We start from the raw sequence: 15,979 nt of genomic DNA on the forward strand, positions 1-15,979 counted from the left end.
CCCGACAGCCGGACGTCGGGAGGCTGCGCGGGCACCGGTCCGCGACGAGCCCGGACGCACGACGGGCCCGCGATGCGCGACGGGCCCACGACGCGCGACGGGCCCCGGCACCTCCGAGGTGCCGGGGCCCGTCGGCCGCCGCGAGGCGCGGCCGCGCTCAGCCCTGGGGCTTGGGCGCGGAGTAGATCTTCTCGATGATCGGGGCGAGGTCCTTCACGACCACGTTGCGCTTGAGCTTCAGCGAGGGCGTGAGATAGCCGTTCTCCTCGGTGAAGTCGGAGTCGATGACCACGAAGGAGCGGATCGACTCGGCCCGGGAGACCGACTCGTTCGCCCGGTCCACCACCTTCTGCAGCTCGGCGCGGATCTCCGCGTCCTCCGCAGCCTGGGTGAGGCTCATCTCCGGCTTGCCGTTGTTCTTCAGCCAGGTCGGGAGCATCTCGGCGTCCAGCGTGAGGATCGCGGCGACGAAGGGCTTCTGGTCGCCGATCACCACGCACTGGCTGACCAGGGGGTGGGAGCGCAGCTGGTCCTCGAGCTGCGCCGGGGAGACGTTCTTGCCGCCCGCGGTGACGATGACCTCCTTGCGGCGTCCGGTGATCGTGATCGATCCGTCGTCGGCGAGGGAGCCGAGGTCACCGGTGTGGAACCAGCCGTCCTTCAGGGACTCGGCGGTGGCCTCGGGGTTGTTGTGATAGCCCTTGAACACCATCACGCCCTTGACCAGCAGCTCCCCGCTGTCGTCGATCGCGACGGAGGAGCCGGGCAGGGGCGGGCCCACGGTGCCGGGGCGGACGTCCCAGGGCAGGTTCACGCAGATCGGCGCCGTGGTCTCGGTGAGGCCGTAGCCCTCGAGCACGGTCACGCCGATGCCGCGGAAGAAGTGGGACAGCCGCGCACCCAGCGGAGCGCCGCCGGAGACCGCCCACTTGACCTGACCGCCCATCGCCTCGCGCAGGGTGCCGTAGACGAGACGGTCGAAGAGCTTGTGCTTGAGCGAGAGGGTGAGCGGGACCTTCCCATCGGCCAGCGCGGTGGAGTAGTCGATCGCGGTCTTCGCGGCGGCGCCGAAGATCCTGCCCTTGCCGCTGGCGATCGCCTTGGCCTCGGCGCCGTTGTAGACCTTCTCGAACACGCGCGGCACGGCGAGCAGGAACGTGGGCTTGAAGGCGGCGAGGTCGGGCAGGAGGTTCTTGGTGTCCGGGGTGAAGGCCGTGGTGACCGGCCAGGCCGCGGCGAGCACCGTGATCAGACGGGCGAAGACGTGCGCCATGGGCAGGAACATCAGCAGGCGCGAGCCGCTGGGCAGCACCTTCTCGCCCAGCAGCGTCACCGCGCTGCGGGTGGTGTCGACGAAGTTCGCGTGCGTGAGCTCGGCGCCCTTCGGACGGCCGGTCGTGCCGGAGGTGTAGATGATGGTGGCGACGTCCTCGAGACGGCGCGCGGTGCGCCGGGACTCGAGCTCCTCGTCGCTGATCCCTGCGCCGCGCTGCCTGAGGTCCTCGAGGATCCCGTCCTCCAGCACGCCGATGCGCTGCAGCGCCGGCAGCTCGCCGCGCACCGACTCCATGTCCTCCTTGTGGCGCGTGGACTCGACGAGGGCGAACTTCGCCGCGGAGTCCGAGGCGATCCACTGGATCTGGCTCGGGGAGGAGGACTCGTAGATCGGGACGCTGACGCCGCCGGCCCACCAGATCGCCCAGTCCGCCAGCGCCCACTCGTAGCGGGTGCGGGAGAGGATCGCGACGACGTCGCCAGGGGCGACCTCGGAGGCGATCAGCCCCTTCGCGACCGCCTTGACGTCCTCGACGAAGTCGGCCGTCCGCATCGGTCGGTAGCCGCCGCCCTCCTGGGCGAGCGCGAAGATCGGCACGGAGGGATCCGCCCTGAGGCGCCCCAGCAGCAGGTCCGTCGCGTTCTCGTCGGGGCTGCTGTGATGCTGGGGCGGCGTGGTGTACTGCTTCATCGAATCTCCTTCGATCCGGCGGGGTGCACGTGACCGGCGTACCGGACGACCTGGCCGGAAGCGCTGGTGGGGTCGTGACGAGTCTACGGCAGAGCGCCGCTACGATGAGCGCGACAGCTGCGCGAGGACCGGATGCGCGCGGCGCGCAGGGGAACGAGGCAGGGACGGATGCTCTCCATCGGAGTCGACATCGGCGGCACGAAGATCGCGGCAGGGGTCGTGGACGAGGACGGCGAGATCATCGCCGCGACCACGCGCAGCACGCCGGCGACGGACCCGGTGCTGCTCGAGGTCGCGGTCGCCGATGCGGTCGCGGAGCTGCGCGGCGAGCACGCCGTCGGCGGGATCGGCGTCGGCGCGGCCGGGTTCATCGGCGCGGACCGGCGCACCGTCACCTTCGCCGCGAACCTGGCCTGGCGCGATCACCCCCTCGCCGACGAGCTCGAGCGCCTCACCGGGCTCCCGGTCGTCGTCGAGAACGACGCGAACGCCGCCGGCTGGGCGGAGTTCCGCTTCGGCGCGGCCCGGGAGGCGCGCCACATGCTGATGCTCACCGTCGGGACGGGGCTCGGCGGCGCGGCCGTGATGGAGGGGGTCCTGCTGCGCGGCAGCGCGGGCTTCGCCGGCGAGGTCGCCCACATGACCGCGGTGCCCGACGGGCAGTGGTGCGGGTGCGGGCTGCGCGGCTGCCTCGAGCAGTACACGGCCGGCACCGCGCTCGTGCGCGCCGCGAAGCGCCGGGCCGCGAGCGGCGACCCGCTGCTGGGTCCGCTGGTGCAGGCCGCGGGCGGGGACCGGCGCGCGATCGACGGCCCGCTCGTCACGCGACTGGCCCAGCAGGGAGACCCGGGCGCGCGGGAGCTGATCGCCGAGATCGGGACCTGGCTCGGACGCGGCGCGGCGACGATCTCCGCGCTGCTGGACCCCGACGTGATCGTCGTCGGCGGCGGCGTCTCGGCCGCCGGGGACCTGCTGCTGGATCCCGCCCGGCAGGCGTACTCCGCGAGCCTCACCGCCCGCGCGCACCGGCCCCTGGCGCCCTTCGTGCTCGCCGGCATGGGGAACCGTGCCGGGATCGTCGGCGCCGCGGACCTCGCCCGCTGAGCCGCGCAGGCGGGGAGCGCAGCCGCGCAGGCGGGGGCCTGCGCCGGGCCGGCGGGGCGTCGGCTCAGACCTCGGCGCCGTCGTCCCCCTCGTCGCGGGGGCGGCGCGGCAGTCGCAGCAGCAGCGAGACCATCCCGCCGAGCGCCGCGACGCCGCCGGCCCATCCGAGCACGGAAGGCAGCGAGGCGGAGAGCGTCACGGCGAGCAGGAGCACGAAGCCGCCGAGCATCGCGGTCCACGACCACAGCGCCGCGGAGGAGGGCTGGGGGAGGTCCGGGTCCGGCGGGTCGAAGTCGCCGTAGAGCACCTCGTCGTCGTCGAGCTCGCGCGGCGGGGCGTCCCGCGGCCCCCTCGAGGGGTGCGCCTCGCGGGCACGTCGACGGGACTCCTGCAGGGCCTCCTCGGTCGGCGGCCCGTCCTCGTCCTCCTCGGCGGCGAAGCGGCCGGGGCCGTCCTCGTCCTCCGGCGCGGCCGGCTCGCGCGGCGCCCTGCCGGGGCCGAGCGCGAGCCCCTCGTCGCGCAGCATCCGGGCGAACTCCGCGTCGACGTCGCGGGGCTCGGGGGAGCGGCCGTCCTCCCCGGTCATCGGGACCCCTCGGGGAACGGGACATGGGCGTCCAGGAACCGGGCCGAGGTCTCGAACAGCAGCGGGGCGTCGTAGTCGAGCGTCGCGAGATGGTGGCTCCGGGTGAGCGAGAGCCGTTCGACGGGCCCGCGGACCCGTGCGGCGACGAGATCGCTGTCGGAGGGCGGGACGGTGTGGTCCACGCGGGAGGTCGCCAGCAGCAGCGGCGCCTCGACGGCGCCGAGGCCCTCGCGGGTGCGGCGGAACAGCCGGCTCAGCTGGCCGACGGCGCGCACCGGCAACCGCTCGTACGCCTCCTCGGAGGCGTCCTCGCGCGCGATGTCCGACCCGATCCCGGGCAGGGTGCGCACCACCGGGGCGATCAGATCGGCCGCGGCCGCGATCCGGGGCAGCGTCATCCCCGGGTTCACCGCGACCACGGCGGAGATCGCCTCGGCGAGCTCCTCGTCCTCGGCGAGCGCGAGGGCGAGGTTCCCGCCCATCGACAGCCCGCCCACCGCGATCGGCCCGAGCGTGCCGGACAGCTCCAGCGCCGCCTCGCGCACGCACTCGTACCAGTCCTGCCAGCTGGTGCGCGCGAGGTCCTGCTCGGTGCGCGCATGGCCGGGCAGAAGGGGCAGCTCGACCTCCCAGCCGAGAGCGGCGTGGTGCTCCGCCCAGGGACGCATCGACTGCGGCGAGCCGGTGAACCCGTGGCACAGGAGGAGCCCGCCGCGCGGGTTAGAGTGACCCCGCGCGCGCCACGGCCGGGACAGTTCGCTGAACGCCATGGGGACATCGTCGCATCCGCTTCCGCACGGGGCATCATCGCCCCGTCCTCGAGCGCCCGCAGGAGGGCCGACGTGCTGTACGAGATCGCCAAGCCCTTCGTCATGGCGGTGGTGAGGGCCGTGTGGGCGCCGACGCTCAGCGGCCACGAGAACATCCCCGAGCAGGGACCGGTGATCCTGGCGTCGAACCATCTCACCTACGCCGATACCGTGTTCCTTCCCGGACAGGTGCGGCGCAGCGTGCACTTCCTGGGCAAGTCCGACATCTTCTCCGGCCGCTCGCCGATCGCGCGGCTGGCCGGCGCGGTGATGCGAGGGCTGCACGTGATGCCCGTGGACCGCAGCGGCGGCGGGGCCGCGCGCACCGCGATCCAGGCGGGGCTCGAGGTGCTCTCCCGTGGCGACGTGCTCGGCATCTATCCCGAGGGGACCCGGAGTCCCGACGGCCGGCTGCATCGCGGGAAGACCGGGGTGGCGCGCTTCGCCCTCGCCGCCGAGGCACCGATCGTGCCGGTCGCGATGATCGGCGCCTTCGAGGCGCAGCGGGGACGGAAGTACTTCCCGCGCCGCCGACCCCGCATCCATGTGGAGGTCGGGGCGCCGATCGATCCGGCGGAGGTGGTCGCCCGCCATCCCGGAGCCGACGAGGCGACACGGCTGCGCGCCGTGACCGACGAGGTCATGGACCGGATCGCCGCGCTCTCCGGGCAGGAGCGGGCCCCGGAGTACGCGAGCGACGTGAAGCGCCGGCTGCGCGCGGAGCAGGCCGCCGCGAAACCCGCGGGGACGCGGCGCCGACGGCGCTGAGCCCGTGGGGGGCTCTCGCCCGGCCCGCGCCGTGCCCGCGACGGGCCGCGCACTGCCCGGCGATCGGTCCCTGCGCACGCACCCGTGCGGAACTGGCTACCCTGTCGGCGTGACTCCATTCAGCCCCGACGCCCCCGCCCGCGCCCACGACTTCTCGCTGTCCTCGGCCGATGACGGCCTGGCGGCGCTCGGCGCCTGGCGCGAGCTCCCGCGCGTGCAGCAGCCCGTGTGGCCCGACGAGCGGTCCCGCGCCCTGGTCTTCGACGACCTGCGCGCCGCGCCGCCGCTGGTCTTCGCCGGCGAGGTCGACGTGCTGCGCGAGCGCGTCGCCGCCGCGGCCCGCGGCGAGGCCTTCCTCCTCGCCGGCGGCGACTGTGCCGAGACCTTCGCGGACTCCACCGCGGATCGCATCCGCAACAAGATCCGCACCATCCTGCAGATGGCGGCCGTGCTCACCTACGGCGCCTCCGTGCCGGTGGTGAAGATGGGCCGGATGGCCGGACAGTTCGCCAAGCCCCGCTCCGCCGACGAGGAGACCCGCGACGGCGTGACCCTGCCCACCTACCGCGGCGACGCGGTCAACGAGCACGCCTTCACCGAGGAGGCCCGGATCCCGGATCCGCGCCGCCTGTGGAAGACGTACACCACCAGCGCCTCCACGCTGAACCTCCTGCGCGCCTTCACGAACGGCGGCTTCGCGGACCTCCGCGAGGTCCACTCCTGGAACCGCGGCTTCACCTCCTCGGGCGTCGGCTACGACCGCTACGAGGAGCTCGCGGGGCAGATCGACAAGGCCGTGCGCTTCATGGACGCCATCGGCGCGGACTTCGACGCGCTGAAGGTCGTGGAGTTCTACGCCTCCCACGAGGCACTGCTGCTGGACTACGAGGAGGCGCTCTCCCGCATCGACTCCCGCACCGGCGAGATCTACGGCTGCTCGGGCCACTTCCTGTGGATCGGCGAGCGCACCCGTCAGCTCGACGGCGCGCACGTGGAGTTCATGTCCCGTCTGCGCAACCCGATCGGTGTGAAGCTCGGCCCCGACGCCTCCCTCGACGACGCGCTGCGCCTGATCGACCGCCTCGACCCCGAGCGAGAGCCGGGCCGTCTCACCTTCATCACCCGCATGGGCGCCGGGAAGATCCGTGACCGGCTCCCGGCGCTGGTCGAGGGCGTGCGGGACTCCGGCGCCCAGGTCGCCTGGGTGACGGACCCGATGCACGGCAACACCATCACCTCCTCCAACGGCTACAAGACCCGCCGCTTCGAGGACATCCTCGACGAGGTCGTGGGCTTCTTCGAGGTGCACCAGGAGCTCGGCACCATCCCGGCGGGCCTGCACATGGAGCTCACCGGCGACGACGTCACCGAGGTGCTGGGCGGCACCGGGGAGATCGACGAGGAGGGCCTCACCCGCCGCTACGAGACCCTCGTGGACCCACGGCTGAACCATCAGCAGTCCCTCGAGCTCGCCTTCCTCGTCGCGGAGATGCTCTCCCGCCGCTGAGCGGCTTCGCGCACCCGGCAGCCCGACGACGACGGCGCCGCCCCGGTCGGGGCGGCGCCGTCGTCGTGCGCGGGAGGCGGGAGCGCCGGACCCCGGGCACCCGGGCTGCGGGCTCAGAAGACCTTGATCGTGATCGTCGAGCCCTTGGCCTGCTGGCTTCCCGCCGCGGCGGTCTGCTCGTAGACCTGGCCGAAGACCGGCTCGCCCTTGTCATGGACGACCTCGACCGTGAACCCGGCCGCCTCGAGGGCGGAGCGGGCCTCGGCCTCGGGCTTCTTGAAGACGTCCGGGACCGTGACCATCTCCGGGCCGAGGGAGGTGACGATGTGGACGGTGTCCCCGCGGTGCAGGGTGCCGGAGGCGGGGGACTGCGAGATCACCGAGCCCTTCGGGACCGACGGGGAGTGCGCCTCCGCACTGGTGACCCGGAAGCCGGCCGCCTCGAGGGTGGAGCGCGCCGAGGCCGCGGGGGCGCCGGTCTGGTCCGGCACGGCCAGCGGCTGACGGCCCTGCGAGACGACCACGTGCACCTCGCCGCCCTCGGGGAGCGCCTCGGCGTCGGCCGACTGGGAGATCACCACGCCCTGGGGGACGGTCTCGGAGTACTCCGCCTCGTCCTCGACCAGCTCGAGACCGAGCGCCTCGACCTGCTCGCGCGCCTCCTCGAGGCCGGTGCCCTCGAGCGCGGGGACGGGGAAGGTCTCCACCCCCTTGGAGACCACGAGGTGGACGTCGCTGCCCTTCTTCAGGGTGGTGCCGGTCGAGGGCTCCGCGGAGATCACGTGCCCGGCCGGGACCGTGTCGTCGAAGCGCTCCTGGGTTCGCACGGTGAGATCGGAGGCGGTCAGCTCCGCCTCCGCGTCCTGCAGCGGGGTACCGGTGACGAGCGGGACGGTCCGGTCGGCGCCGGGGCCGGTCTCGAGATACCAGTCGGCGCCGGTCCACGCCCCGCCCGCCAGCACGGCCACGAGGCTCAGCGCGGCGAGCGCGGCCATCGGCCGGGAGCGACGGCGCGCGCCGACGGGCAGGTGCCGTCCGCGCCGGGCCCGGGGAGCACGCACGACGAGGCTGCGCGTCCGCTCGTCCTCCTCGGCGGCGACCTCGGGCTCCTCGGCGTCCGTCCCGTCCTCGTCCTCCGCCTCCACACCGGCGTCGGCGGCGGCGGGCGCGGCGGTCTCGGCATCGGCGCCGCCGGGCGCGAAGACGCGCGGGCCGCGGGAGATGTCGGCCGCGACTTCGTCCAGCGAGGAGGTGGGGCGGGGGACGTCGCCGGTGTCGCTCGGCTCGATCTCCTCGGGCCGGGCGGCGAGCACCGCCGCGGGGAGCGTGCGGAGGAGCTCCCGCACCGCCTTCAGCAGATCCGCGGCGGAGGCGGGGCGCTGCTCGACCCCGCGCGCGCAGGCCCAGGTGATCAGGGAGTCCAGCGAGCGGGGGATGCCGGAGACCAGCGTCGAGGGCGCGGGGATGTCCTCGTGGACGTGCTGGAAGGCGATGTGCACCGGCTGCTCGCCGCGGAAGGGCTGCCGTCCGGTCAGCATCTCGAACAGGACCACGCCGAGGGAGTAGAGGTCGCTGCGCTCGTCGGCCTCGCCGCGGGTGACCACCTCCGGGCTGATGTATGCGACGGTGCCGAGGAGGGCGGCGCCGGTGGAGGAGTTGTTCGCCCCGATCGCGCGGGCGAGCCCGAAGTCGGCGACCTTCACGGTGTCCTGCCCGTCCAGCAGGATGTTCTCGGGCTTGATGTCGCGGTGGACGATCCCGGCCCCGTGCGCGGCGACCAGCGCCTCCAGCACCTGCGCGGTGATCTCGAGGGACTCGCCGACGGTGAGGCGTCCGCGCTCCACGATCCGGGCGCGCAGCGTCTCGCCCTCGATGAGCTCCATGGCGAGGTAGATGCGGTCCTCGTCCTCGCCCTGGTCGAAGACGCCGACGACGTTGCGGTGGGCGAGGCGGGCGGCGGAGCGCGCCTCCCGTCCGAAGCGACGGCGGAAGTCCTCGTCCATCGCGAGATGGGGATGCATGATCTTCAGGGCCACGACGCGGTCCAGCCGCTGGTCGTGCCCGCGGTGCACGGTCGCCATTCCGCCGCGCGCGATCGGCTCCTCGACCCGGTAGCGGTCGTCGAGGAGCAGGCTGATGCCGGGGGAAGTCGACGTCGCCGAGCTCACGTGTCCGAATCTATGGGGCGAGGGGCCTCGGAACGGGGAACGACACACGCGGCGCGCGGCACAGTGACGAGGTCGACGGGATGCGCGGGCCGCCGGAGCCGTGGCACTCTGGTCCCGTGAACGACCTGGACACCCTCATCACCGAATGGCTCACCCTCCCCGACGTCGCCGAGCAGCTAGACGTCGAGGTCTCGCGCGTCCGCCGCCTCATCGAGGAGGGCCAGCTGGTCGCCGTGCGACGCGGGGATCCCGTGGTGCGCATGGTGCCGGCGCTGCTGCTGAAGGACGGCGCGATCGCCCCGCACCTGCCCGGCACGATCACCGTGCTGCGCGACGGCGGCTTCGAGGACGCGGAGCTGCTGGCCTGGCTGTTCGAGGAGGACGACTCGCTCCCCGGCCGCCCCATCGACCACCTCCGCCGGGGCCAGCGCGGCGAGGTGCGCCGCCGGGCGCTCGCCCTCGCCCTCTGAGGCGCCGCCGGGCAGGCCGACCAGGCCGTCCCGTCCCGGTCGGCGCTGGTCTCAGGCCTGCAGCGAGTCGACGTCCGTCGCACGACCTGCGAGGGCCTCGAGCCCAGCGCGGCCCAGCTCTCCCAGCCCCTCGGCGGCCTCCAGGAGCTCCCTGCCCCGGGTCGCGCGAGCGCGCACGTCGGCGGCGATCGAGGCGACCGCTCCCGTCACGACCATCAGCTGGTGCACGGCATCGACGGCCGCCTCGTCCGCCTCGGCGTCGCCGACCACGCGCGAGAGCAGGCGCCGTCCCTCGGCGTCGGCCGCGGCCTCGGTGCGGGCCAGGAGCACGGTGCGCTTGCCCTCGACGATGTCGCCGCCGATCGGCTTGCCGGTGGCGTCCTGGTCCCCGACCACGCTGAGCAGGTCGTCGCGCAGCTGGAACGCGGTCCCCACCTCGATCGCCCAGCTCGAGAGCGCGTCGAGCTCCGGCTCCTCGGCGCCCATCAGCGCCGCCCCCATCCGCACGGGCCGCAGCACGGTGTACGGCACCGTCTTCCAGCGGATCACCGAGAGCGCTGCCTGCTCCGCATCGGGGGCGGAGGCGAAGCCGCCCGCCTGATGGAGGATGTCCAGGTGCTGCCCGGACATCACCTCGGTGCGCATGGCCTCGAACTCGGCGCGGGCCGCCGTGACGCGGGCGGCAGGGCCCGGGATCGCCGCCGCGATCTGCTCCGCCCAGGTCAGGGCGAGGTCGCCGAGCACGATCGCGACCGCGACGCCGAACTCCTCGGCGGAGCCGGAGAGCCTCGCGTCCTCGTGCGCTCGCTGGGCCCGGACATGCTGCGCCGGGCGTCCCCGCCGCACGGGGGAGTGGTCGATCACGTCGTCGTGGAGCAGCGCCGCCGCCTGCACGAGCTCGATCGCCGCGCCCAGCCTCGCGAGCGCCTCGACCTCCTCGGCCGTCGGCTCCCGGCGGAGCGCCGCGACCCCGCCCCAGAAGCAGAACCGGGGGCGGAGCAGCTTCCCGCCCTCGAGGAAGGCCTCGAGGTCGTCCACCAGCGCCGCGCTCTCCGTCGAGATCCGCCCCAGCTGCGTCCTGCGCTCGGAGAGCTCGGCGGCCGTGACCTCCTCGATCCGGGAGACGAGCAGCGCGTCGAGCTCCGAGAGGCGGCCTGTGGGGGGAATCGGTGAGGCAGCGGTCATCGAGGGGTCCTTTCGCACGGGTGCCCCTGATCTTCCCATGCACGCCTGGGACCTCCCGCGTGGGACCTCCCGCGCACGCCCGGGCGGGACGGGACCGTTCCTCCCCACCGGGGCTCCGTCCCCAGAGCGGCCCCTGTCCGCCCGCTCGGCCGGCCGATCGCGCAGGGTCGAGGCATGACGACGCACATCACCCCCGCCGATCCCGGCCGCCACCTGGGTGCGGCCGACGACCCCGCCGAGCTCCTCGCCGAGGCGCGGCTCAGCCTGCACGAGGCCCCCGCGGACTGCCTGCTCCTGTCCGGCACCGCGGCACCGGGCCGTCCGTCCCTGATCACCCGGTCCTCGTTGCACGACCTCCTCGCTCCGTGCGGAGGCGAGAACCTCCGCCGCCATGTCCGCCTCGTCGCCGAGCGGGGAGCGGAGGGGATGCATGCCCTGATCGTGATCGGCGACGGCCGGCAGAGCGTGCTCGAGCCGCTGGTGCGCGAGGTTCTCGCCCGCGCCGGTGGCCTGGTGGCCGCCACCGCCGCCGCGCTCGGCCCGGGCGGGGCGCAGCTGCTCAGCCTCCGCGGCGCCGCCGATGGACGCCGCTGGCAGCTCAGCGCGTCGAAGGAAGGGGACGAGGAGCTCCTGGCCGTGCCGGTCGGGCCGCTGCGCGACTTCGCCTCGACGCAGGCCGCGGCCCGCGCGGTCCTGGCCGGGCGAGCCATCCCCCAGGAGGCCCGCCGCGAGCCGCTGCTCGAGGAGATCGGGCGCGCCCTGCACCTGCCGCCCCCGGACCTCGCCTCCGCCGCCGATCCCGGCCTCCTCCTCGCCGAGGCCGGCGCAGCCCTCCGCACCCTGCGGCGGGGCCGCCCGGGGACTGTCGACGCCGATGGGATGACGAAGTGTGAACACATCGCGCAGCTGCTCGCGGCGCTCGCCGTGGACCGCCTCCACTGGGAGCTCCTCGCCCAGCTGGTCGAGCACGGCGGGGCGCCTCCGATCGCTCGCGAGACACTCCTGCAGGAGCTCGTCGCCGATCCCACCAGACGCCCGCACCCGGACGTCTGCGCAGGTGGGAGGGTGTACGTGCTGCTCGAGGAGATGCGCTGCGTGGCCTCGGCGGCGCTCGACGCCGCAGGTCCCGCCGCGCGCGGCACGGCGCGCCCTGCGTGGCGGGCGCTGACCGCTCTGCTGGTCCTGCTCGCCTGGTGGAACCACCGCTTCGCGACCGCGGGGAGTCTCGTCGACGAGCTCCGGCATCGGGAACCGGACTCCACTCTGGCACCCTTGCTGTCGAGAATGACCGACACCCCCGTATTCCCCGCCTGGTGGCCCAGCACCTGAGGGGAGGGGGAGCCCGGGAGCACCGCACCGGGCAGGAAGGAACGCTGTCGATGACCCTCCTCGGAGAGCACCGCGGCCCCGACGTCCCGACCGACCCGCAGGGCGTCGGAGGGACCGCCGCCCACGCCGCGGCGGAGCACCGCACGGGGACCCCCGCCCTGCTCGGGGCGTGGCACCCCGACCGCGGCGCGGGAGACCGACGGTTCACCTCGATCGGCGCCCTGCCGCTCGAGAGCGGCGAGGTGCTCGCGGACGTCACGATGGCTTACGAGACCTGGGGGACCCTCGACCGAGACCGCGGCAACGCCGTTCTCGTCCTCCACGCCCTGACCGGCGACTCCCATGTGCGCGGCGCGGCCGGGCCGTCCCACCCCACGCCCGGCTGGTGGGAGGAGATCGTCGGCCCCGGGCGGCCGATCGACACCGACCGGTACTTCGTCATCGCCCCGAACGTGCTCGGCGGCTGCCAGGGCAGCACCGGACCGAGCTCCGCCGCTCCCGACGGACGGCCCTACGGCTCCCGCTTCCCGCACGTGACGATCCGCGACCAGGTCGCGGCCGAGCACCGCCTCGCCGAGGAGCTGGGCCTGCCCCGCTGGGCGCTGGTGATCGGCGGCTCGATGGGCGGCATGCGGGCGATCGAATGGGGAGTCACCCACCCCGAGCAGGTCGAGCGCCTCGCCGTGATCGCCTCGTCGGCCCGCGCGAGCGCCGACCAGATCGCCTGGAACAGCGCCCAGGTCGCGGCGATCCGCGTCGACCCCGCCTTCCACGGCGGCGACTACTACCACCTCCCGCCGGAGGAGGGCCCCCACGCCGGGCTCGGCATCGCCCGCCGCATCGCCCACACCACCTACCGCACCGCCGACGAGCTCGAGGCACGCTTCGGCAACCGCTCCCAGGGCCCCGAGAACCCCCTCGACGGCAGCGGCCGGCACCAGGTGACCAGCTATCTCGACCATCACGCGGTCAAGCTCTCCCGCCGCTTCGACGCGAACTCCTATGCCACCCTCGCCCAGTCGATGAGCACCCATGACGTGGGCCGCGACCGCGAGGGCACCGCCGCGGCCCTGCGGCGCGTGCGCGCCCGAACCCTCGTCGTCGCGATCGACTCCGATCGCCTCTTCCCGCCGGAGCTCGTGCGTGAGATCGCCGAGCACGTCCCGGACGCCCGCTGGCAGCTGGCGAGCTCGCCGATCGGGCACGACGCCTTCCTGTTGGCCCATCCGGGACTGGAGAAGTGGATCGGCGACCTGCTGGACCACTAAGCTGGTCGCGCCGCAGCGCCGCTGCGCAGGGAGGAGACGTCGCGTGACCATCGTCGTGGGGTACGCCCCGTCCACGCAGGGGAGGGCCGCGCTGCGCGCCGGCATCCGCTACGCCGAGCGCACGGGCTCGCCGCTGCTCGTCGCCGCCCATCAGCACGCCGCGCCCGGCAGCGGAGGGACCGCCGCGACCGAGGAGGAGGTGCGCGCCGAGCTCGAGGAGCAGGGCGCGGACCTCGAGGGCGTCACGATCCGCCGAGGCCCCGACCGCGAGATAGGCGAGTTCCTGCTCGCGACGATCGAGGACGTCCAGGCCGAGCTGGTGGTGATCGGGCTGCGCCGCAAGTCGCCGATCGGCAAGCTGAACCTCGGCGCCTCCGCCCGCAGGGTCGTGCTCGGCGCGCCCTGCCCTGTGCTCACCGTCAAGGACCAGGACCCCGCTTGAATCGCAGTGGGCGCCGTCCGGGACGCGACGGCACGGAGGCGCCGATCGCGTGCCGTGCGGCCGAAGACCCTGGGGCGGGAATACCTGCCCCTGAAGAGCGTTACACTGAGCAGGCTTGACGGCACCGTGCCTTCGTGCGCCCCTTCCGCGGTACAGACCGGGAACGCGACACGCGGCGCACACCGTGAGCCGCGCCGAGAAGACCGATCGCCCGAGTGCGGCGGACCGCCCGCACCGGGCCGCCGCCGGAAGAAGGAACTCTGTGACCTCCTCCAAGACTGCTGAGACCGCCACCGCGGCGAAGAACAGCACCAGCGCCGCGGCCTCGACGACCGACGAGGCCGTCGAGGGCGGTGCCCCCGTGACCGACGAGGGCGGTGCCGCGAAGACCACCACCAAGACGGCCGCGAAGAAGACGGCCGCGAAGAAGGGCGCCCCCTCGAGCCGGGGCGCCTCCGCCAAGCGCACCAGCGCCAAGTCCGCTGCGAAGACCTCCGATCAGGCCGAGGCCCCCGAGGCCGAGGACTCCGCCGAGGAGGCCGAGGCGCCCAAGGCCTCCCCCGGCGACCGAAAGGTCGAGGAGTCCGGTGGCTTCGTGTACAACGCCGCCGAGGACGACGCCCCTGCCCAGCAGGTCGTCACCGCCGGCGCGACCGCCGACCCGGTCAAGGACTACCTCAAGCAGATCGGCAAGGTGGCACTGCTCAACGCCGCCCAGGAGGTCGAGCTCGCCGAGCGCATCGAGGCCGGCCTCTACGCCGAGCAGAAGCTCAAGGGCGACGAGTCCTCTCGCGACAAGAACGGCCGCCTCACCAAGGCAGGCCGCGAGCTGACGATGATCGCGGACGACGGCCGCGCCGCGAAGGACCATCTGCTCGAGGCGAACCTCCGCCTCGTCGTCTCCCTCGCCAAGCGCTACACCGGCCGCGGCATGCTGTTCCTGGACCTCATCCAGGAGGGCAACCTGGGCCTGATCCGCGCGGTCGAGAAGTTCGACTACGCCAAGGGCTACAAGTTCTCCACCTACGCCACCTGGTGGATCCGCCAGGCGATCACCCGCGCCATGGCGGATCAGGCCCGCACCATCCGCATCCCGGTGCACATGGTCGAGGTCATCAACAAGCTCGCCCGCGTGCAGCGCCAGATGCTCCAGGACCTGGGCCGCGAGCCCACCCCGGAGGAGCTCGCCAAGGAGCTCGACATGACCCCCGAGAAGGTCGTCGAGGTCCAGAAGTACGGCCGCGAGCCGATCTCCCTGCACACCCCGCTGGGCGAGGACGGCGACAGCGAGTTCGGCGACCTGATCGAGGACTCCGAGGCCGTCGTCCCCGCGGACGCGGTGAGCTTCACCCTCCTGCAGGAGCAGCTCCACTCGGTGCTGGACACCCTCTCCGAGCGCGAGGCCGGCGTGGTCTCCATGCGCTTCGGCCTCGAGGACGGCCAGCCCAAGACGCTCGACGAGATCGGCAAGGTCTACGGGGTCACCCGTGAGCGGATCCGTCAGATCGAGTCCAAGACCATGAGCAAGCTGCGCCACCCCTCGCGCTCCCAGGTGCTGCGCGACTACCTGGACTGATCAGGGCGCACCTCTCATCACCGGGCGGGCCCGGGATCCTCCCCGGATCCCGGGCCCGCCCTCCGTCGGACCACGCAGGAGGAGCCATGTCGCAGCACCCCGGCGCAACGCCGCGCACCGCTGCGCCCGCTCGCGTCGCGCTCGACGACGCCGCACCGCTCCCGGTCGAGGTGCACCGCGTCCTGCCCGAGCAGTGGCATGCTCACCGCGATCTGCGGCTGGACATGCTCGAGGCCGACCCGGACGCCTTCTGGGCCGACCTCGCCGAGGTGCGCTCCCGCACCGAGGAGCAGTGGCGGGAGGAGATCGCCGGGCCCCGGATCCACCTCCAGGCCCGAGCCGGCGAGACGGTGCTCGGCGGGATCGCCCTGCTGCCCGAGGGCTACACGCCGGAGCATCCGATCCCCGAGGACCGCTCGCACATCGTCTCGCTCTGGGTACGGCCGGCCGCGCGGGGCCGCGGCATCTCCACGCGGCTTCTGCGCAGCGTCGCGGAGCTCGCGATCTCGATCGGCCGGCCCGAGCTGAGCCTCGACGTCGACGAGACCAACGCCTCCGCACGGGCCGTCTACGAGCGCCTCGGCTTCCGGGCGACCGGCGAGCGCGAGCCTCGCGAGGGCCGCGACAGTGCCTGGATCGAGTACGTGCTCGGCGCGGAGGAGCTGCTGCGCGGCTGAGGCGCGGCCCGCCGCCTCCGGACACGACGAAGGGTGCCCGCCCTATGGCGGGCACCCTTCCTGGACGCAGTGAGGGGAAGTCGATCAGTCATGCGTCGTCTCGACTGATCTCCTGCCGCTCGTT

At 73.7% G+C, this 15,979-nt stretch carries 14 protein-coding genes; 9 read left to right on the plus strand and 5 right to left on the minus strand.

The window, feature by feature from the left end:
• Positions 1-157: 157 nt before the first annotated feature.
• Entirely contained in the window at positions 158-1,966 is a 1,809-nt protein-coding gene (locus Y09_RS07910; RefSeq protein ID WP_053917231.1) for a long-chain fatty acid--CoA ligase, read from the minus strand.
• Between the two features lie 168 nt (positions 1,967-2,134).
• Here Y09_RS07910 and Y09_RS07915 point away from each other — a divergent pair, with 168 nt between their 5' ends.
• A complete protein-coding gene (locus Y09_RS07915) occupies positions 2,135-3,070 on the plus strand; it encodes an ROK family protein (protein ID WP_053917232.1) in 936 nt (311 codons plus the stop codon).
• Between the two features lie 64 nt (positions 3,071-3,134).
• Here Y09_RS07915 and Y09_RS07920 read toward each other — a convergent pair whose 3' ends face one another.
• Both Y09_RS07920 and Y09_RS07925 read right to left on the minus strand, forming a co-directional pair.
• Positions 3,135-3,656 carry a hypothetical protein gene (locus Y09_RS07920; protein ID WP_053917233.1) on the minus strand — a complete coding sequence of 174 codons (522 nt, stop codon included), beginning with the start codon at positions 3,654-3,656 and terminating at the stop codon, positions 3,135-3,137.
• Entirely contained in the window at positions 3,653-4,426 is a 774-nt protein-coding gene (locus Y09_RS07925) for a carboxylesterase (protein ID WP_053917234.1), read from the minus strand. Before Y09_RS07925 ends, Y09_RS07920 begins: the two co-directional genes overlap by 4 nt.
• 72 nt (positions 4,427-4,498) lie before the next feature.
• Between Y09_RS07925 and Y09_RS07930 the strand changes: the two genes are divergently transcribed.
• On the plus strand, positions 4,499-5,233 hold the full coding sequence (locus tag Y09_RS07930) for a 1-acyl-sn-glycerol-3-phosphate acyltransferase (protein ID WP_053917235.1): 735 nt from the start codon (positions 4,499-4,501) through the stop codon (positions 5,231-5,233).
• A 109-nt stretch (positions 5,234-5,342) separates the two neighbouring features.
• On the plus strand, positions 5,343-6,740 hold the full coding sequence (locus Y09_RS07935; protein ID WP_200716774.1) for a class II 3-deoxy-7-phosphoheptulonate synthase: 1,398 nt from the start codon (positions 5,343-5,345) through the stop codon (positions 6,738-6,740).
• Between the two features lie 113 nt (positions 6,741-6,853).
• Here Y09_RS07935 and pknB read toward each other — a convergent pair whose 3' ends face one another.
• Positions 6,854-8,908 carry a Stk1 family PASTA domain-containing Ser/Thr kinase gene (gene pknB / locus Y09_RS07940; RefSeq protein WP_053917236.1) on the minus strand — a complete coding sequence of 685 codons (2,055 nt, stop codon included), beginning with the start codon at positions 8,906-8,908 and terminating at the stop codon, positions 6,854-6,856.
• A gap of 116 nt (positions 8,909-9,024) precedes the next feature.
• Between pknB and Y09_RS07945 the strand changes: the two genes are divergently transcribed.
• Positions 9,025-9,378 (plus strand): Rv2175c family DNA-binding protein, encoded by a 354-nt coding sequence (locus Y09_RS07945; RefSeq protein ID WP_148639580.1) that lies wholly within the window; start codon positions 9,025-9,027, stop codon positions 9,376-9,378.
• A gap of 51 nt (positions 9,379-9,429) precedes the next feature.
• On the opposite strand, the gene Y09_RS07950 is transcribed toward Y09_RS07945, so the two are convergent.
• Entirely contained in the window at positions 9,430-10,563 is a 1,134-nt protein-coding gene (locus tag Y09_RS07950) for a polyprenyl synthetase family protein (RefSeq protein WP_053917238.1), read from the minus strand.
• 174 nt (positions 10,564-10,737) lie between these two features.
• On the opposite strand from Y09_RS07950, the gene Y09_RS07955 reads away from it, so the two are divergent.
• The 5 genes from Y09_RS07955 (at position 10,738) to Y09_RS07975 (ending at position 15,855) form a co-directional block, all read left to right on the plus strand.
• Complete coding sequence (locus Y09_RS07955; RefSeq protein WP_053917239.1) at positions 10,738-11,892, plus strand: hypothetical protein; 1,155 nt, start codon at positions 10,738-10,740, stop codon at positions 11,890-11,892.
• A gap of 50 nt (positions 11,893-11,942) precedes the next feature.
• Positions 11,943-13,160 (plus strand): homoserine O-acetyltransferase, encoded by a 1,218-nt coding sequence (locus Y09_RS07960; RefSeq protein ID WP_053917240.1) that lies wholly within the window; start codon positions 11,943-11,945, stop codon positions 13,158-13,160.
• A 43-nt stretch (positions 13,161-13,203) separates the two neighbouring features.
• Positions 13,204-13,602, plus strand: a complete 399-nt coding sequence (locus Y09_RS07965; protein WP_053917241.1) for a universal stress protein — start codon at positions 13,204-13,206, stop codon at positions 13,600-13,602.
• Positions 13,603-13,786: 184 nt separating this feature from the next.
• Positions 13,787-15,178: an RNA polymerase sigma factor gene (locus Y09_RS07970; RefSeq protein ID WP_082358697.1), complete on the plus strand. Its 1,392-nt coding sequence runs from the start codon at positions 13,787-13,789 to the stop codon at positions 15,176-15,178.
• Between the two features lie 86 nt (positions 15,179-15,264).
• The gene (locus tag Y09_RS07975) at positions 15,265-15,855 is read left to right on the plus strand and encodes a GNAT family N-acetyltransferase (protein ID WP_053917243.1); all 591 of its coding nucleotides are present in this window, start codon (positions 15,265-15,267) and stop codon (positions 15,853-15,855) included.
• Positions 15,856-15,979: the final 124 nt, after the last annotated feature.

Origin of the sequence: Brachybacterium sp. SW0106-09, assembly GCF_001293905.1 — a bacterium.
GTDB lineage: Bacteria > Actinomycetota > Actinomycetes > Actinomycetales > Dermabacteraceae > Brachybacterium > Brachybacterium conglomeratum.